This window comes from Pseudonocardia spirodelae, assembly GCF_037727765.1.
Lineage (GTDB): Bacteria > Actinomycetota > Actinomycetes > Mycobacteriales > Pseudonocardiaceae > Pseudonocardia > Pseudonocardia spirodelae.
In genome coordinates this window covers 134,488-152,505 of the sequence record NZ_JBBJUP010000006.1, presented here as the reverse complement: position 1 = coordinate 152,505, position 18,018 = coordinate 134,488, and the positions used below count along the sequence as shown (strand labels likewise).

The 18,018-nt window shown below is 76.4% G+C and carries 15 protein-coding genes and 1 pseudogene; 8 read left to right on the top strand and 8 right to left on the bottom strand.

Going from position 1 to position 18,018, the window contains the following annotated elements:
• Positions 1-6 precede the first annotated feature (6 nt).
• The 3 genes and pseudogenes from WJX68_RS09355 to WJX68_RS09345 all read right to left on the bottom strand — a co-directional run.
• Positions 7-1,767: a DEAD/DEAH box helicase gene (locus WJX68_RS09355; RefSeq protein WP_340288157.1), complete on the bottom strand. Its 1,761-nt coding sequence runs from the start codon at positions 1,765-1,767 to the stop codon at positions 7-9.
• 223 nt (positions 1,768-1,990) lie between these two features.
• On the bottom strand, positions 1,991-2,737 hold the full coding sequence (locus WJX68_RS09350) for a serine protein kinase RIO (RefSeq protein ID WP_422785680.1): 747 nt from the start codon (positions 2,735-2,737) through the stop codon (positions 1,991-1,993).
• Positions 2,738-2,865: 128 nt separating this feature from the next.
• Positions 2,866-3,570: pseudogene (locus tag WJX68_RS09345) on the bottom strand (YaaA family protein); the annotation flags it as partial.
• A 278-nt stretch (positions 3,571-3,848) separates the two neighbouring features.
• On the opposite strand from WJX68_RS09345, the gene WJX68_RS09340 reads away from it, so the two are divergent.
• Positions 3,849-5,159, top strand: a complete 1,311-nt coding sequence (locus tag WJX68_RS09340; protein ID WP_340288151.1) for a bifunctional o-acetylhomoserine/o-acetylserine sulfhydrylase — start codon at positions 3,849-3,851, stop codon at positions 5,157-5,159.
• Between the two features lie 37 nt (positions 5,160-5,196).
• Complete coding sequence (gene metX, locus WJX68_RS09335; RefSeq protein WP_340288568.1) at positions 5,197-6,333, top strand: homoserine O-acetyltransferase MetX; 1,137 nt, start codon at positions 5,197-5,199, stop codon at positions 6,331-6,333.
• 460 nt (positions 6,334-6,793) lie between these two features.
• Here the strand turns inward: metX and WJX68_RS09330 are convergent, their stop codons facing one another.
• Complete coding sequence (locus WJX68_RS09330) at positions 6,794-7,216, bottom strand: PPOX class F420-dependent oxidoreductase (protein WP_340288148.1); 423 nt, start codon at positions 7,214-7,216, stop codon at positions 6,794-6,796.
• A 67-nt stretch (positions 7,217-7,283) separates the two neighbouring features.
• On the opposite strand from WJX68_RS09330, the gene WJX68_RS09325 reads away from it, so the two are divergent.
• Complete coding sequence (locus WJX68_RS09325) at positions 7,284-9,029, top strand: proline--tRNA ligase (RefSeq protein WP_340288145.1); 1,746 nt, start codon at positions 7,284-7,286, stop codon at positions 9,027-9,029.
• A 36-nt stretch (positions 9,030-9,065) separates the two neighbouring features.
• On the opposite strand, the gene WJX68_RS09320 is transcribed toward WJX68_RS09325, so the two are convergent.
• Positions 9,066-9,806 (bottom strand): hypothetical protein, encoded by a 741-nt coding sequence (locus WJX68_RS09320; RefSeq protein ID WP_340288142.1) that lies wholly within the window; start codon positions 9,804-9,806, stop codon positions 9,066-9,068.
• Between the two features lie 151 nt (positions 9,807-9,957).
• Positions 9,958-10,368 (bottom strand): secondary thiamine-phosphate synthase enzyme YjbQ, encoded by a 411-nt coding sequence (locus WJX68_RS09315; protein WP_340288139.1) that lies wholly within the window; start codon positions 10,366-10,368, stop codon positions 9,958-9,960.
• Between the two features lie 37 nt (positions 10,369-10,405).
• Here WJX68_RS09315 and WJX68_RS09310 point away from each other — a divergent pair, with 37 nt between their 5' ends.
• The gene (locus tag WJX68_RS09310) at positions 10,406-11,539 is read left to right on the top strand and encodes an aminotransferase class V-fold PLP-dependent enzyme (RefSeq protein ID WP_340288136.1); all 1,134 of its coding nucleotides are present in this window, start codon (positions 10,406-10,408) and stop codon (positions 11,537-11,539) included.
• On the opposite strand, the gene WJX68_RS09305 is transcribed toward WJX68_RS09310, so the two are convergent.
• Complete coding sequence (locus WJX68_RS09305) at positions 11,479-11,961, bottom strand: ferritin-like domain-containing protein (RefSeq protein WP_340288133.1); 483 nt, start codon at positions 11,959-11,961, stop codon at positions 11,479-11,481. The genes WJX68_RS09310 and WJX68_RS09305 overlap by 61 nt on opposite strands.
• The gene (locus WJX68_RS09300; protein ID WP_340288130.1) at positions 11,958-12,464 is read right to left on the bottom strand and encodes a hypothetical protein; all 507 of its coding nucleotides are present in this window, start codon (positions 12,462-12,464) and stop codon (positions 11,958-11,960) included. Before WJX68_RS09300 ends, WJX68_RS09305 begins: the two co-directional genes overlap by 4 nt.
• Before the next feature lie 319 nt (positions 12,465-12,783).
• Here WJX68_RS09300 and rimP point away from each other — a divergent pair, with 319 nt between their 5' ends.
• The 4 genes from rimP (at position 12,784) to infB (ending at position 17,993) form a co-directional block, all read left to right on the top strand.
• The gene (gene rimP / locus WJX68_RS09295; RefSeq protein ID WP_340288127.1) at positions 12,784-13,413 is read left to right on the top strand and encodes a ribosome maturation factor RimP; all 630 of its coding nucleotides are present in this window, start codon (positions 12,784-12,786) and stop codon (positions 13,411-13,413) included.
• Positions 13,410-14,453: a transcription termination factor NusA gene (nusA, locus tag WJX68_RS09290; RefSeq protein ID WP_340288124.1), complete on the top strand. Its 1,044-nt coding sequence runs from the start codon at positions 13,410-13,412 to the stop codon at positions 14,451-14,453. Before rimP ends, nusA begins: the two co-directional genes overlap by 4 nt.
• Before the next feature lie 35 nt (positions 14,454-14,488).
• Positions 14,489-14,875 carry a YlxR family protein gene (locus WJX68_RS09285; protein ID WP_340288121.1) on the top strand — a complete coding sequence of 129 codons (387 nt, stop codon included), beginning with the start codon at positions 14,489-14,491 and terminating at the stop codon, positions 14,873-14,875.
• Positions 14,876-14,972: 97 nt separating this feature from the next.
• On the top strand, positions 14,973-17,993 hold the full coding sequence (gene infB, locus WJX68_RS09280) for a translation initiation factor IF-2 (protein ID WP_340288118.1): 3,021 nt from the start codon (positions 14,973-14,975) through the stop codon (positions 17,991-17,993).
• Positions 17,994-18,018 lie beyond the last annotated feature (25 nt).

Below are 18,018 nucleotides of genomic sequence, written 5' to 3'. Positions count from 1 at the left end.
GGGGCCTCAGCGCCGGCGGCGCGGCCGGCCGCCGCCCGTGCCGCCCGCGGCCGCCGGACGGCGCCGGGGCTGCTGCTTCGGCGGCTTCGCGACGACGATCGGCTCGCCCGACGGCTCCCGCGACCCGGTCACCCGGACCAGGTCCGGGTGACCCGGGCGCACGACCGCGACCTCGGGGGAGACACCGGCCTGGCGGGTCAGCTGGTCCACCTCGGCCCGCTGCTCGGGCATGGCCAGGGTGACGACGACGCCGTCCTCCCCGGCACGGGCGGTCCGCCCGGCCCGGTGCAGGTAGGCCTTGGGGTCCGCGGGCGGGTCGACGTGCACGACGAGCCCGACGTCGTCGATGTGGATGCCGCGGGCGGCCACGTCGGTCGCGACGAGCACCGGCACCTCGCCGGTGCGGAAGTCGTCGAGCGCCCGGTTGCGCTGGCTCTGCGAGCGGCCGCCGTGCAGCGGACCGGCCGCGACACCCTGGCGGCGCAGCACCCGCACCATCCGGTCGGCGCCGTGCTTGGTGCGCACGAACAGGATCGTGCGGCCCTCGCGCGCGGCGATCTCGGCGACGACCCGGGACCGGTGGTCGCGCTCGACGACGAGCACGTGGTGCTCCATCGTCGCGACGCTGCCGGTGGGCGGGGCCACCGAGCGGGTCACCGGGTCGGTGAGGTGACGCCGGACGAGGGTGTCGACGTCGCCGTCGAGGGTCGCGGAGAACAGCAGCCGCTGCCCGTCGGCCGGGGTGCGGTCGAGGATCGCGCGGACCTGGGGCAGGAAGCCCATGTCGGCCATGCGGTCGGCCTCGTCGAGCGCGGTGACCGCGACCTCGGACAGGTCGCAGGTGCCCTGCTGCAGGTGGTCGGTGAGCCGGCCCGGGGTGGCGACCAGCAGGTCGATCCCGCGCCGGAGCTCGGCGACCTGCTTGTTCATCGACATGCCGCCGACGACGTCGGTGACCCGCAGGTCCACGGCCGTGGACAGCGGCCGCAGGACGTCGACGACCTGGGTGGCGAGCTCGCGGGTCGGGACCAGGACCAGCCCGCGCGGCGCGGTGGGCCGCGAGCGCTCGCCGGCCAGGCGGGCGAGCAGGGCCAGGCCGCAGGAGAGGGTCTTGCCCGAGACGGTCTGGCCGCGGCCGAGCAGGTCGCGCCCGGCGAGGGTGTCGGGCAGCGTGGCCGCCTGCACCGGGAACGGGGCGGTGAAGCCCTGCTCGGCCAGCGCCTTCACCAGGCGCTCGGGCAGGCCGAGCTCGGCGAACGAGGGCATGCCCTCGGCCGGCTCGGTCCAGTGGGTCTCCGGTTCGGGGGCCGGGGCGGGCGCGGCCGCCGCGGGGCGGGCCGCGGGGCGCGGGCCGGCGCCGCCGCGGCGGGAGCGACGGCCGGTGCCGCGCCCCTCGGAGCGGGCGGGGCCGCGCTCGTCACGGCGCTCGTCACGGCGCTCGTCACGGCGGTCGTCACGGCGGTCGTCACGGCGCTCGGCGCGCCGGTCGTCGCGGCGGCGGTCGCCCTGCAGGTGCTCACGGCGCTCGGCGCGGTTGCCGGACGGGGCCCCGGCGTCGCCGGTGCCGCGGCCGCGCGGGGCGTCGGAGCGGGCGGTGCGCTCGGAGCGGGCGGGGCGCTCGCCGCGGGCGGGGCCGTCGCGGCGGGCGCCGCCGCGGCGGCCCGCGCCGTCGGCGGCCGGCCCGGCCGGGCGGGTGGCGCGGCGGCGCGCGGGACGGTCGGTGCTCCCGGCGTCGGACGACGGCGGGCGGAACTGGGGCCTGGTCACAGGTCTCCTCGGACGACGTGGCACGTCCTGCGGAGACCTCGGGGGAGGTGTGCTCGGCCGACGGGCCCGGGCGCGCGGTGGTCGCGTCCTCGCGGCGCGCGCTCCGTGATGGGAAGGCTCGGCCCGGCGGCTCGTGGCCGGGCGCTCGTCGGACGAGACTACGCCGTGCCTCCGCCGCCGGGACGGGCGGGACCTGTGATCCCGGCCCCGCCCGCCCCGCGGGTCACGCCAGCCGGGCGCGGACGCGCAGGTCGGCGTGCAGGCGTGCGGGCTCGCCGGGGTCCAGCCCCCGGGCGGTGAACCACTCGCCGATGCGGGTCACGTCCCGCTCCAGGAACGCCGGGCCCTGCGGGTTGCCGACGACGTCGACGACCTGCGGGAGGTCGATCAGCACCGCCCGCCCGTGGTGGACCAGCACGTTGTAGGCGGACAGGTCGCCGTGTGCGTGGCCGAGGTCGGCGAGGATCCCCAGGCCGTGGGCCAGGTCGTCCCACAGCGCCCGCAGGTCCCCGGCGTCCGGGCGGAGCGCGGCCAGGCGCGGCGCGGCGTGCCCGTCGGCGCTGCCGAGGAACTCCAGCAGCACCTCCGTGCCCGCGACGGACACGGGGTAGGGCACCGGCGCACCGGCCTCGTGCAGCCGCGACAGGGCCCCGAACTCGGCCGCCGCCCACTGCCCGGCGACCAGCTCGCGACCGACGGTGGTGCGGTGCGCCATCGCCCGCATCTCGCGGGAGCGCCGCACCCGGCGGCCCTCCAGGTAGCCGGCGTCGCGGTGGAACAGGCGCCGGCTCGGGTCGCGGTAGCGCTTGGCGGCGAGCAGCACGCCCGCCCGGCCGGGCAGGCCGCGCTCGATCAGGTGGACGTCGGCCTCCTTGCCGGTCTTGAGGACGCCGAGCTCGCGGTCGACGGCGCCGGCGTGGGTGACCAGCCAGTCCGGGCGGGGTGTCGGCCCGCGGGACCCGGCGGGCACCGACGGCCAGGTGGACCAGCGGTCCGCGCCGGGCGGGACGTCGTCGGGGTCGGCGCCGGCGCGCCCGTCGAGCTCGGCGGGCGGGTCGCCGGCACGGCGGCGGGGCGGGAGGTCGGTCTCGTCGTCGAAGCGCCGGCGGCGGCGTCGGACGGACTGCGGACGGTCGGAGGAGTACACGTGTGGCTCCGGGGGACGGCGGGACGCCGCGCCAGCCCGCCCTTGTGCGACTTGTTGTGGTGGCTGACCACCGAGCGGCTGCCGTCGGGGCGCTCGGCCAGCACGTTCACCGTCACCGCGCCGGGGACCGCGCCCAGCGCCGCGTACCCGCTGGAGCGCAGGTCGACGACGAGCTCCCCGCCGGCGATGCGCGCGAGCAGCGGGTTCAGCGCGGGCCGCCAGCGCGCCGCCAGGGTGCCCGCGCCGGGCAGCCGCGAGCCCGCGGAGAGCCGGTAGGGCGGGATCGGGTCGTCGGCGCCCAGCAGCCCGAACAGCGCCGAGCACACGGCCAGCCGCGAGCGCGCCCGGTCCCGGGTGGCCCGGGTGAACGACCCGGCGTCGAGGGCGTCGTAGAGGACCCCGGTGTAGCGGTCCAGCGCGGGACCGGTCGGGTTCTCGCGCAGTGCGGCGTTGCGGGCGATCTCGGCGTCCTGGCGCTCGGAGACGCCGAGCGCGGCGCGCGCCGCCGGACGGTCCCCGGCCAGCGCGACGAGCTCGTCGCACAGCCGGGCGCGGACGGCGCCGAGGTCGGCGTCGTGGGACAGGGCGGCGAGGTCGAGCGGGGGGCCGTCCCCGCCGTCGCGCTTGGTCTCCGAGGGCGGCAGCAGAACGAGCACGGCGCACCAGACTAGTGATCGCCTCCGCGGACCGTTGTGCCCGGCGGTGGGCCGCACTAGGTTCGCCCGTGTGACCTGCCTGGTGGCGCGCATCCACGTCGACTGCATGCGGATCACGAGCGCGGCCTGTCGCCCCTGCCGCTGACCCGCGCCCGTCCGGGGCCCACGCGCGTGCGCGTCCGCCCCCGCACCACCGCCAACCGCCGAGAACCCACCGACCCGGGCCCGGCCCGCCTCGGCATCTCCACCTCGGCACCGACCCGACGAGGAGCATCACCGTGACCGACCCCGACACCACCGCCAACTGGTCGTTCGAGACCAAGCAGGTGCACGCCGGTGCCGCACCGGACCCGACCACCAACGCCCGCGCGACGCCGATCTACCAGACGACGTCCTACGTCTTCCGCGACACCGACCACGCCGCGAACCTGTTCGGGCTCGCCGAGTTCGGCAACATCTACACGCGGATCATGAACCCGACCCAGGACGTGCTGGAGCAGCGCGTCGCCGCGCTGGAGGGCGGGGCCGCCGCGCTGGCCGTCGCGTCGGGGCAGGCCGCCCAGGCGCTGGCCGTGCAGAACATCGCCGAGGCCGGGGACCACATCGTCTCCAGCGCCTCGCTCTACGGCGGCACCTACAACCAGTTCCACTACACCTTCCCCAAGATGGGGATCGAGGTCACGTTCGTCGACGACCCGGACGACCTGGAGGAGTGGAAGGCCGCGATCCGGCCGAACACCAAGGCCCTTTACGGCGAGACGCTGGGCAACCCGCGCGGCAACGTCCTCGACATCGCCGGGGTGGCCGGGGTGGCCCACGAGGCGGGCGTCCCGCTGATCGTCGACAACACCGTCCCGACGCCGTACCTGGTGCGCCCGATCGAGCACGGCGCCGACATCGTCGTCGAGTCGCTCACCAAGTTCCTCGGTGGCCACGGCACCTCGGTCGGCGGCATCATCGTCGACTCCGGAAAGTTCGACTGGGTGGCCAACAAGGACAAGTTCCCCGGCCTGACCAGCCCGGACCCGAGCTACCACGGCGCGGTGTTCACCGACGCCGTCGGCCCGATCGCCTACATCATCAAGGCCCGCGTGCAGCTGCTGCGCGACCTCGGCCCGGCGATCTCCCCGCAGAACGCGTTCCTGATCCTGCAGGGCATCGAGACGCTGTCGCTGCGCATGGACCGGCACAACCAGAACGCCCGGGCGCTGGCCGAGTGGCTCGAGTCCCGCGACGAGGTGGAGACGGTGCACTACGCCGGCCTCCCGTCCAGCCCGTGGCACGCGGCGGCGCAGAAGTACCTGCCGCGCGGCGCGGGCGCGATCGTCGCCTTCGAGCTGCGGGGTGGGCTGGAGGCGGGCAAGAAGTTCGTCAACGCCCTGGAGCTGCACAGCCACCTCGCCAACATCGGTGACGTCCGCAGCCTGGTGATCCACCCGGCGTCGACCACCCACAGCCAGCTCTCGGCCGAGGAGCAGGTCGCCTCCGGGGTCACCCCGGGCCTGGTCCGGCTCTCCGTCGGGCTGGAGGGTGTCGAGGACCTGAAGGCCGACCTGGACGCCGGCTTCCGCGCCGCGAAGGACGCCTGAGGGTCGCTGCCGTCCGCTGTCTGATTACCTGGTGTCCGTGAACGACTCCGAGCTCCCTCCCGCCAGCGGCGCCTGGCGGGAGGGGGACGACCCCGGCCGCCGACGGTTCCTCGACCTGCCCGCCCCGCTGAAGCTGGAGGCGGGCGGGGAGCTCGCGGGGGTGCGGCTGGCCTACGAGACCTGGGGCGAGCTCGCCCCCGACGGCTCGAACGCCGTGCTGGTGCTGCACGCCCTCACCGGGGACGCGCACCTGCAGGGACCGGCCGGGCCGGGGCACCCGACGCCCGGCTGGTGGCCCGGGCTCATCGAGCCGGGCGGGCCGCTGGACCCGGCGCGCTGGTTCGTCGTCGCGCCGAACGCGGTCGGCGGCTGCCAGGGCAGCACCGGACCGGCGTCGCGGGCACCCGACGGGCGCACCTGGGGCGGCCGGTTCCCGCTGGTCACCGTGCGCGACACGGTCGCGGCCGAGCAGTACCTCGCCGACGCGCTGGGCATCGACGCGTTCGCCTGCGTCATCGGCGGGTCGATGGGGTCGATGCGGTCGCTGGAGTGGGCCGCGACCGAGCCCGACCGGGTACGGCGGCTGTTCCTGCTGGCCGGTCCCGCCGCGTCCTCGGCGGACCAGATCGGCTGGGCGAACCCGCAGATCGCCGCGATCACCTCCGACCCGCACTGGCACGGCGGCGACTACCACGACACCCCGGAGGGGCCGTGGCGCGGCCTCGGCGTCGCCCGCCGGATCGCGCACCTGTCCTACCGGTCCGGCTACGAGCTCGCGACCCGCTTCGGGCGCGACGCACAGCCCGGCGAGGACCCGTTCGGCGGCGGCCGCTACGCCGTGGAGTCCTACCTGGACCACCACGCGACCAAGCTGGTGCACCGGTTCGACGCCGCGTCCTACGTCCGGCTGACCCAGGCGATGAACCACCACGACGTCGGCCGCGACCGCGGCGGGGCCGCCGCGGCGCTGTCGCGGGTGCGGGCCCGGACCTACGTCGCGGGGGTCACCTCCGACCGGCTGTACCCGATCTCCGAGCAGCAGGAGCTGGCCGACGGCATCCCGGCCGCCGACCCGCTCAAGGTGATCGACTCCCCGTACGGGCACGACGGGTTCCTCGTCGAGACCCCGACCGTGGCCCGGATGCTGGGGGAGCTGCTCGACGAGGCGGTGTGACCGGCCCCGCTCGGGCGGGGTGTGCGGGAGCGCGAGCGCTCCGCCGTCGATCGGGTAGGCCCCGCCGGTCAGGTGGCTCGACGCGTCCGAGGCCGGCAGCAGCGCGAGGCCCGTCAGCTCGTCGGTGTGCCCGATGCGGCCCGGCGGCACGGTCTCGCGCTGGGGCCGCCTGCCGATGATCGTGCTCGCGGGCGCCTCCCGGGCGCTGGACATCGCCGTCGTCATGGCCCACGTCGCCGAGTGGCTGCCGCGCCGCCACCAGGGACGGCTGGACCCCTTGCTGCTCGGGCCGTCCGTGTTCCCGCTGCTGCTCGCCACCGTCGGTCCGCAGGGCGTGATCCTGGCGACGGCCGTCGCCCCGGCCGTCGGGTTCGTCGCCTCGACGGTGCTGCGCCGGGACCCCGAGCACGAGCCGGCCGCGGCCGTCGCGGGGCCGACGGCGCCGCCCGCCCCGCTGGGCTCAGCCCAGGTTCTCGCCGTAGACCCGTTGCACCCGCATGGTCATCAGCACCCGCCGGTCGCGCACCATGACCGCGCGGTACTCGTCCCAGTCAGGGTGCTCCCCGGCCGCGGCGCGGTACCAGTCGACCAGCGCCTGCACGGCGGGGCCGTCGGGGGAGTCGTCGGGGCCGGCCAGCTCCACCGGACCCTCGGCCGTCGCCCAGGAGCGGCCGTCGGCGCTCTCCACCGACAGCGCCGCCCGCGGGTCGCGGCGCAGGTTCGCCGTCTTCGCCCGGCCCTCGGTCATCGACACCTGCACCGTGCCCGCCGCGCGGTCGTAGTACGGCGTCACCGGCGACAGCTGGGGCATGCCGCTGCGCTTGATCGTCGCGAGCACGCCCTGGCGCGCCGCGGCGAGCAGCTCGTGCTGTTCGTCTCCCATGCACCGGAGTCTGCCCGCTCCCGAACCGGGATGAGGGGCCCCGCGGCCCCTCGCTACCCTTCTGCAGGTGTTGACCCGGATGTCGTCGCTGTTCCTGCGCACCCTGCGCGAGGACCCGGCCGACGCGGAGGTGCCCAGCCACAAGCTGCTGGTCCGCGCCGGCTACGTCCGCCGCGTGGCCCCGGGCGTCTACTCCTGGCTGCCGCTCGGCCTGAAGGTGCTCCGCCGCGTCGAGGACGTCGTGCGCCAGGAGATGGACGCCATGGGCGGCCAGGAGATCCAGTTCCCCGCGCTGCTGCCGCGCGACCCGTACGAGGCGACGAACCGGTGGACCGAGTACGGCCCGAACCTGTTCCGCCTGCAGGACCGCAAGGGCGGCGACTACCTGCTCGGCCCCACCCACGAGGAGCTGTTCACCCTCGCGGTCAAGGGCGAGTACTCGTCCTACAAGGACTACCCGGTCGTGCTCTACCAGATCCAGAACAAGTACCGCGACGAGGAGCGCCCCCGCGCGGGCATCCTGCGCGGGCGCGAGTTCCTGATGAAGGACTCCTACTCCTTCGACCTCACCGACGAGGGCCTGGCGGAGTCCTACCGCAAGCACCGCGACGCCTACGTGAAGATCTTCGACCGGCTCGGGCTGCGCTACGTGATCGTGGCCGCGACCTCGGGCGCCATGGGCGGCTCGGCGTCGGAGGAGTTCCTCGCCGAGTCCGAGACCGGCGAGGACACCTTCGTCCGCGGCCCCGGCGGGTACGCGGCCAACGTCGAGGCCGTCACCACGCCCGCACCGCCGGCGGTCCCGCTCGACGGGCTGCCCGCCGCGCAGGTGCACCACACCCCCGACACCCCGACCATCGAGTCGCTCGTCGCGTTCCTGAACGCGGCGGGGGAGCGCACCTTCACCGCCGCGGACACCCTGAAGAACGTCCTGGTGAAGACGCGGCAGCCGGGCGCGACCGAGTGGGAGCTGCTCGGTGTCGGCGTGCCCGGCGACCGCGAGGTCGACATGAAGCGCCTCGAGGCGTCGCTGGAGCCCGCCGAGGTGGCGCTGCTCGACGAGGCCGACTTCGCCCGCAACGGCTTCCTGGTCAAGGGCTACATCGGTCCGGGCGCGCTCGCCGCGAACGGCGTCCGCTACCTGGTCGACCCGCGGATCGTCACCGGCACCGCGTGGGTGACCGGCGCCGACAAGGCCGACCACCACGTCGTCGACCTGGTCGCGGGCCGCGACTTCACCCCGGACGGCATGATCGAGGCCGCCGAGGTCCGCGCCGGGGACCCGTCCCCGGACGGCACCGGCGTGCTGGAGGCCGCCCGCGGCATCGAGATCGGCCACATCTTCCAGCTCGGCCGCAAGTACGCCGACGCGTTCGCGCTCGACGCGCTCGGCCCGGACTCCAGGCCGGTCCGGATCACGATGGGCTCCTACGGCATCGGCGTGTCCCGCCTGGTCGCGGCCATCGCCGAGCAGTCCCACGACGACTCCGGCCTGGTGTGGCCGCGCTCGGTCGCGCCGTTCGACGTGCACGTCGTCGTCGCGGGCAAGTCCGCCGAGCTGCTCGAGGGCGGCGAGGCCGTCGCCGCCGAGCTGCAGGCCCAGGGCCTGTCGGTCGTGCTCGACGACCGCAAGGCCAGCCCCGGCGTGAAGTTCGCCGACGCCGAGCTGATCGGCGTGCCGACGATCGTGGTCGTCGGGCGCGGGCTGGCCGACGGGACGCTGGAGCTGAAGGACCGGGCGACCGGTGAGCGCACCGAGATCCCGCGCGAGGGCGTCGGGGCGCACGTGGCCGGCATCGTCCGGGGCGCCTGAGCCCGCCGCCGTCGGCGGGCGGCCGGGCCGGACCGGTCAGCCGGGCCGGACCGCCGACGTGGCGAGGTCGGTGAGCGCGCTGCGCGGGACCGTGTCCCCGGGCCCGCCTGCCGCGTCCCCGGCGACGACGAGCATCGCGACCCCGACCGACCCGTCGCGGGCCTGCGTGCGGGGCACCGCGAGCACGCCGACCGCGCCGTCGGTCGCGCGGCACCCCTGGGCACCGGTCGCGGTGCCGTCGGTGCGCACGGTCGCCTCCACCCAGGTCCCTGGCTCACCGCCGGTGCCCGGCCGCGGCCCGGGCGGCCCGACCGCGACCTGTGGCGCCGAGCCGGCGTAGAACGACTCGCCCGCACCCCGCGCGAACGCCTGCGCGGCCTGCTCCACCGTGGTGCCCGCCGGGACGGCGACCAGCGCCGCGGCCGCGACCCCGCGCGGGGCGGCGCCCGGCGGGCACTGCCCCGCGGCGAACGGCGGCACCTCGGCCAGCCGCGTGAACGGCACCCCGAACACGTCCAGGGCGGGGGCGCCGGCGGCGACCGTCCAGCCGGGCGGGGCGGTCACGGCGAACGCCTCGGACACCGCGGGTGCCGGGGCGGGGGCCGTCGCCGCGGAGGACCCGGCACCGCCGAGGGCGGCGACCGCACCGGCCACCACCAGCACCGCGACGGCCGCGGCGAGCACGGGCCGCAGCCGGCGCCCGCGGTCGGGGACGCCCGGGCGGGGGCCTGCGGCCGCAGCCGGGCGGTCGGTCGTCGTCGTCCGGCCGGAGGTCACCGGCGCAGCGTACGGCGGTGTCACCGGGGTCCGGGCGGCCGTCGCGCCGGGCGGGCCGGGCGGCGGGCGGGCGTCGCCCGGCGGTCACCCCGGGCCCGGCGCGGCGGTCCGCGACGCCGCCCGGTGGCCGGACGGCGGCCCCGGCGGCGGCTCAGCCGGGCAGCAGCGTCAGCCGCACCGAGCGGGTCGGGTTGTCGACGTTGGTGTCGACCAGGCACACCGACTGCCAGGTGCCCAGCGCCGGGCGGCCCTCGATCACCGGCAGCGTCGTCGACGGCGGCACGAACGCGGGCAGCACGTGGTCGCGGCCGTGCCCGGAGCTGCCGTGCCGGTGCCGCCAGCGGTCGTCGGCGGGCAGCAGCTCGCGGAGCTGGGCGAGGAGGTCGCCGTCGCTGCCGGCGCCGGTCTCGATCACCGCGATCCCGGCGGTCGCGTGCGGGACGAACACGTTGAGCAGCCCGTCGCGGGCGCCGCACCCGGCCAGGAAGCGCTCGATGCGGCTCGTCAGGTCGACCACGGTCTCCTCGGAGCCGGTGCGGATCTCGATCAGCTCGCTGTGCACGCCTGCGACCCTAGGACGGTCGGTAGTGTCGGGCAGCGTGGACGAGACCGTGACCTTCGCGGAGTGGTCGCTGCCACGCCGCCCCGGCTACCTGAACACCGCGAGCATCGGGATCCCGCCGCTGCGGGCCTCGGCCGTCGTCGCCGACGCGGTGGCCCGCTGGGCGGCCGGGCTGGGCTCCCCCCGCGACTTCGACGACGACGTGGAGGCCGCCCGCGCCGCGTTCGCGGCCCTGGCCGGGGTGCCCGCCGCCGACGTCGCGCAGGGGTCCACCGCGTCCGGGCTGATCGGGCCGCTGGCCGCGTCCGTGCCGGACGGGACGCGGGTGCTCGTCGCGGCGGGGGAGTTCTCCTCGGTGACCCGGCCGTTCGCGCTGCAGGGCCACCGCGGGGTGCGCGTGACCGAGGCACCGCTGTCCGAGCTCGCGGAGCGCGCGGGGGAGCACGACCTGGTCGCGGTGTCGGTCGTCCAGTCCGCCGACGGGCGCCTGGCCGACCTCGACGGGCTGTTCGCCGCGCGGGCCCGCAGCGGCGTCCGGTTGCTGCTCGACGTGACCCAGGCGGCGGGCTGGCTCCCGCTGCGGCTCGACGGCGCCGACGCCGTCGTGGGGGCGGGGTACAAGTGGCTGCTCGCCCCGCGCGGTGCCGCCTGGCTGGCCCGGCGTCCGTCCTGGGTGGACGGTCCGCCCGGGGCGGGCGGCTGGCCGGAGGTGGTCCCGCACGGCGCCGGCTGGTACGGCACGGTCGACCGGTGGACCGGCGGGCTCTACACCCCCGACGCGCCGGCCCGTCCCGGCCCGCCCGGGGGCGAGGAGTCCCCGGTGTGGTTCGCCCACGCCGGGGCGGCGGTGACGCTGCCGTGGCTGGCCTCGCTCGACCCGGGGCTCGTGCACGCGCACTGCACCGGCCTGGCCGACGCGCTGCGCGAGCGCCTCGGCATGGCCCCGGCCGGCTCGGCGATCGTGTCGGTCCGCACCGAGGACGCGGCGCGGCGCCTGGCCGCGGCCGGGATCACCGCCGCGGTGCGCGACGGGGCGGCGCGGCTGTCGTTCCACCTGTCCACCACGCTCGACGACGTGGAGGCGGCCGCGGCCGCGCTGCGTCCGGCGGGTCAGCCGCGCCCGGGGAACACCGGGACGACCGGGGACCGCTCGGTCACCCCGCGCCAGTAGGCGAGCCGCCCGGTGCACTCGACCATCGCCTTCAGCGCGGCCTCGCGCAGCGGGACCGACGAGGACCGCTCGGCCACCGACCGCCACGCCGCGATCGTGTCGGTCTCGGCCGAGACCAGCAGGGCGCCCGCCGACACCGCGTCGACGACCGGCTGCGGCGGCGCGTAGGCCGGCTGGGCCGACACCGGGCGCTGGCCGAGGTCGGACAGCGTCTGGGTGATCTGGCCGCGCAGCGTGGTGTGCGCCTCGATGTCCGAGCGGGCCCGGCCCGCCCAGTCGGGGGGCACGAAGGCCAGCGCCATCTTGTACGCCCACAGTGCCGCGTGCTCCCCGGCCAGCGAGCGCTGCAGCGCGTCGATGGTCACCTGCGGGACCTGCGGCTGGTCCTCGTCGGACTGGCGCGGACGGGCCCCGGCGCTCACGACGCCGCCCCGGTCAGCACGGCCGCGTAGGTCGCGCAGCAGGCCGCGACCTCGGCGACCAGCCCGACCTGCAGCGCGGAGGCGCGGGGGACCACCTCGCCCGCGGTGCGGGCCGACGCGGCGACGGCGTCGCGCACCGCGGCCAGGTCCCCGGCCGGCGGGGTGGCGGCGACGGCGGCCTGGCCGGGGGTGCGCCCGCCGGCCTGGTCGAGGGCCGCGGCGTGCTCCATCCGGGCCGCGCGCAGCGGCTCCAGCCGGCCCGCCAGCGACGGGTCCCCGGTCACCGCGGCGACGACGAGCGCCGCGTCCATCCGGGCCGCGTCGGCCATGGCGAGCAGGGCGTCCGACGCGTCGTCCGACGTCGTCGCGGCCGTCGAGCAGCCGGCCGCCAGCGGGGCCAGCGCCACCGCGGCGACGGTGCCCGCCAGCACCTGGCGCCGGGTCGGGCGGGCCGGCTCGGGCGGCGTCGCGGTCTCCGGCGGGGTGGGCTCCCGGTCCTTCACACCGGGTCATGCTGCCAGCACGCGCCGCGCGCCCCGGCACCGCCCGAGCCGGTGCGCCCGGCGGCCGACCGCTCGGCGCCGGCCGGGCCGACGGGCGGTGGGCGAGGTGAGCGGCGACGCCGGCGACCGAGGCGCTAGGCTCGTCGGCCGTCCCCCGCCGTCACGCGTGCCGCCCAGCGGCGCCGCGGCGCGCGGTCGCGGGCGTCCGTACGCTGCGGACGTGCCCGCCCCGGTGGTCGTGCCCGGCCACCGCCCGAGCCGTCGTCGGGCGACCCCGCCGTCGCGGGAGCCGCCTGCCCCACACGAGGAGAGTCACCCGATGCGCAGTCCGGACCCCGCACAGCTGGCAGACCAGCTGCGCGGCGTGCTCGAGCCGGTGGTCCACGGGGCCGGGCTGGAGATCGACGCCGTGGAGGTCCGCACCGCCGGGCGCCGGCACGCGGTCAAGCTCGTGGTCGACCTGCCCGAGTCCTCGCCCGCGACCGGCATCGACCTCGACGACATCGCCCGGCTCAGCCGGACCGCGGCGGCCGAGCTGGACCCGCACGAGCACCTCATCGAGGGCTCGTACACGCTCGAGGTGACCTCGCCGGGCGTCGACCGCCCGCTGACCGAGCCGCGGCACTGGCGCCGGGCCTTCCTGCGCCTGGCCCGCATCACCCTGACCGACGGCAGCGTGCTCGACGCCCGCGTCGGGCGGCTCGACGGCGACCGGGTCGCCGTCGCCGTGCCGGGGCGCCGGGCGCCCGAGCGGCGCGAGATCGCCCTCGCCGACGTGCGCCACGCCCAGGTGCAGGTTGAGTTCAAGCCCGCCCCGCCCGCCGAGACCGCCCTGCTGGACCCGGACGCCCTGGGCAGCAGCACCGACGGTGCCGACGGAGCCGACGGGGCACCCACAGCCGACGCGCCCGGCCAGGCCGGCCCGGGCCGTGACGAGGAGAACCGGTGAACGTCGACATCCCCGCGCTGCGCGCCATCGAGCGGGACAAGGAGATCCCGTTCGAGACGGTGCTCTCGGCCATCGAGACCGCGCTGCTCACCGCCTACAAGCACACCGACGGCCACCACCCCGACGCCCGCGTCGACATCGACCGGAAGACCGGCGTGGTGCGGGTCATGGCCCGCGACGCCGCCGACCGCGCCGAGGACGGCACCCCCGGCCCGGAGTTCGACGACACCCCCGAGGGCTTCGGCCGGATCGCCGCGACCACCGCCCGCCAGGTCATCGTGCAGCGGCTGCGCGACGCCGAGCACGAGCGCACCTACGGCGAGTTCGCCACCAAGGAGGGCGAGGTCGTCGCGGGCATCGTGCAGCGCGACGCCCGCGCGAACGCCCGCGGTGTCGTCGTCGTGCAGCTCTCCGGCGGGACCGAGGCCGTGCTGCCCGCGGCCGAGCAGGTGCCCGGTGAGGTCTACAAGCACGGCGACCGCGTCCGCTGCTTTGTCATCGGGGTGAACCGCGGCCCGCGCGGCACCTCGATCACGCTCTCGCGCACGCACCCGAACCTCGTGCGCAAGCTGTTCGCGCTGGAGGTCCCGGAGCTCGTCGACGGCTCCGTCGAGATCGTCTCGGTGGCCCGCGAGGCCGGCTTCCGGTCCAAGATCGCGGTCCGCTCGACCCGGTCCGGGCTCAACGCCAAGGGCGCGTGCATCGGCCCGATGGGGGCCCGTGTGCGCGGCGTCATGGCCGAGCTCGCCGGTGAGAAGATCGACATCATCGACTGGTCCGAGGACCCGGGCGAGTTCGTGGGCAACGCGCTGTCGCCGTCGAAGGTCGTCTCGGTGACCGTGCTCGACGAGCGCGCCCGGATCGCCCGCGTCGTCGTGCCGGACTTCCAGCTGTCGCTGGCCATCGGCAAGGAGGGGCAGAACGCCCGCCTGGCCGCCCGGCTCACCGGCTGGAAGATCGACATCCGCAGCGACGCCGACCCCCGCGACCCGGTGACACCCGGTGGCGGGCCGGTGGACCCCGCGGAGGAGCCGTCCTGACCGAGCACGATCCGGAGCGGCCCCCGGCCGCGGGAATGCCCGGGGATCGCGCTGCGCTACACTCGTCACCGGCCCGCGGTCGCGGTCCGGCGCCAGCACACACCCGGTCGTACCCGATCCGGACCTGTGTGGGGTGCCGGACGCGGGAACGGGCCGACGTACTGTTGCGGGTGGTCGCGGAGAACGGACGTCTCGTCCCGGATCCACGCCGCCGTCTCCCCGGACGGGGTGCCTGGCTGCACCCCTCGACGGGGTGCCTGGACAGGGCCGAGCGACGCTCGGCGTTCGCCCGGGCGTTGCGGATCCGCACGAAGCCGGACGTCACCGCCATCAGGCGGTGGCTGCAGGAGCCGTGCGACCCGCCGGGGTCCGGGAACCTCTCGGGCCCGTCATCAGAGGAAAGCAAGGTCGACCAGTCATGAGCCAGCAGTGAAGATCGCACCATGAACGTGCTTCGACACTAGGTTCGAGGTCGAGCGGGATGCTGCCGCCCGGCCTCCGGTCAGGATGAGGAGAGCAGTGGCAGGCAAGGCCCGCGTGCACGAGCTCGCGAAAGAGCTCGGAATCAGCAGCAAGCAGGTCCTCAGCAAGCTGCAGGACCTCGGGGAGTACGTGAAGTCTCCCTCCTCCACCGTGGAGGCCCCCGTCGCGCGCAAGCTGCGCGACGCGATGGCCGCCGGTGGAGCAGGCGGCGCCGGCAACGGCCAGCGCCGCGGTTCCGGTGCGCCCGGCGGCGGTCGCCCGCGCGCCGGTGGTGCCGCTCCGCGTGGCGGCTCCGGCGCCCCGTCGCCGTCGCGCCCGACCCCGGGGCCCACCCCGGGTGGCGTGCCCAAGCCCGGCCCGCGTCCGGGGCCCGCCCCGGCGGCGCCGACCCCGGGTGCCCCGTCGCCGTCGCAGCCCGCGGCGCGCACGGACGCCCCCAAGCCGGGTCCGGCCGCGCCGAAGCCCGGTCCGCAGGCCCCCGCGGCCCCGGCCGCGGAGGCGTCCGCCCCGGCGGCGCCGAAGCCGGGACCGGCCGCGCCCAAGCCCGGCCCCGCCGCGCCCAAGCCCGGCCCGGCCGCGCCGAAGCCCGCCCAGGGCCCGCGTCCCGGTCAGGGACAGGGTGGCCAGGGCGGCGGCGCTCCGCGCCCCGGTGGCGAGCGCGGCCCGAAGCCGGGCCCGCGCCAGCCGCGCGTCGGCAACAACCCGTTCGGTGTCGGTCAGGGCTCGCCCAAGCCGGGCCCGCGTCCCGGACCGCCGCAGCAGCAGGGCGGTGGCGCCCCGCAGGGTGGCCGTCCCGAGGCCCCGGCCGCGCGTTCCGGTGAGGCCCCGCCGCGTCCCCCGCGTCCGGGCGGTGCCCCGGGTGCCGGTGGCCCGCGTCCGAACCCGGGCAACATGCCCCCGCGTCCGAACCCGGGCATGATGCCCGCGCGTCCGGCGGCCGGTCGTCCCGGCGCCGGTGGCCGTGGTGGCCCCGGCGGCGGTCGCGGTGGTCCCGGCGGCGGTCGTGGTGGCCCCGGTGGCGGTCGTCCCGGTGGCGGTGGCGGCGGTTTCCGTCCCGGTGGCGGCGGTCCCGGTGGGCCGCCCCCGGCCGGCGGTTTCCGCGGTCGTCCCGGTGGCGGCGGCGGTCGTGGCCGCGGCGGTGCCGCGGGTGCCTTCGGCCGTCCCGGCGGTCCGGCCCGCAAGGGCCGCAAGTCGAAGCGGCAGAAGCGCCAGGAGTACGACGCCATGGCCGCGCCCTCGGTGGGCGGCGTCCGCCTGCCCAAGGGCAACGGCGAGACGATCCGGCTGCCGCGCGGCGCGTCGCTGACCGACTTCGCCGAGAAGATCAACGCCAACCCGGCCTCGCTGGTGCAGGTGTTGTTCCACCTCGGTGAGATGGTCACGGCCACCGCGTCGGTCTCCGACGAGGTCCTGGAGCTGCTCGGCCAGGAGATGAACTACCGCGTGCAGGTCGTCTCCCCCGAGGAGGAGGACCGCGCACTGCTGGAGTCGTTCGACATCGAGTTCGGCGACCCGGGTGACGAGGACGCGCTGGCGGCACGCCCGCCGGTCGTGACCGTCATGGGTCACGTCGACCACGGTAAGACGCGACTGCTGGACACGGTCCGCAAGGCGAACGTCCGCGAGGGCGAGGCCGGCGGCATCACCCAGCACATCGGCGCCTACCAGGTCGCGACCGAGCTCGAGGGCGAGGAGCGGCTCATCACGTTCATCGACACCCCGGGTCACGAGGCGTTCACCGCCATGCGTGCCCGCGGTGCGAAGTCCACCGACATCGCGGTCATCGTGGTGGCGGCGGACGACGGCGTGATGCCGCAGACCGTCGAGTCGATCAACCACGCCCAGGCGGCGGGGCTGCCGATCGTGGTCGCGGTCAACAAGATCGACGTCGAGGGTGCGAACCCGCAGAAGATCCGCCAGCAGCTCACCGAGTACAACCTGGTGGCCGAGGAGTACGGCGGCGACACGATGTTCGTCGACATCTCCGCGAAGCAGGGCACCAACATCGAGGGTCTGCTGGAGGCGGTCCTGCTGACCGCCGACGCGGCGCTCGACCTGCGGGCCAACCCGGACATGGAGGCGCAGGGCGTCACCATCGAGGGTCACCTGGACCGCGGCCGTGGCCCGGTGGCCACGGTGCTGGTCCAGCGCGGCACGCTGCGGGTCGGCGACTCGGTCGTGGCCGGTGACGCCTCCGGGCGCGTCCGGCGCATGGTCGACGAGCACGGCCAGGACGTCACCGAGGCGCTCCCGTCGCGTCCGGTGCAGGTCATCGGTCTGACCTCGGTGCCCGGTGCGGGCGACACGTTCCTCGTCGTCGACGAGGACCGGGTGGCCCGCCAGATCGCCGACCGGCGCCGCGCCCGCGAGCGCAACGCCGAGCTGGCGAGCCGTCGCAAGCGCGTCAGCCTGGAGGACCTGGACGCCGCGCTGAAGGAGACCAACACCCTCAACCTGATCATCAAGGGTGACAACTCGGGCACCGTGGAGGCGCTCGAGGAGGCCCTGATGAAGCTGGACGTGGGCGAGGAGGTCGACCTGCGGGTCATCCACCGCGGCGTCGGCGGCATCACCGAGGGCGACATCAACCTCGCCATCGCGGACAACGTCATCGTCATGGGCTTCAACGTCCGTGCCGAGGGCAAGGCCACCGAGCTGGCCAACCGCGAGGGCGTCGAGATCCGCTACTACTCGGTGATCTACCAGGCGATCGACGAGATCGAGGCGGCCCTGAAGGGCATGCTCAAGCCGGAGTACGAGGAGGTCGAGCTGGGCCGCGCGGAGGTCCGCGAGGTCTTCAAGTCCTCCAAGTTCGGCACGATCGCCGGTTGCCTGGTGATGAGCGGGGAGATCCGCCGGAACGCCCGGGCGCGCCTGCTGCGCGACTCGAAGGTGATCCACGAGAACCTCCCGGTCTCGTCGCTGCGCCGCTTCAAGGACGACGTGGTCGAGGTCCGCGAGGGCTTCGAGTGCGGTCTGACGCTCGGCAGCTACGGCGACATCAAGGTCGACGACGTCATCGAGACGTTCGAGATGCGCGAGAAGCCGCGGGACTGATCCCCCGCGAGTGCGATCCGACGGG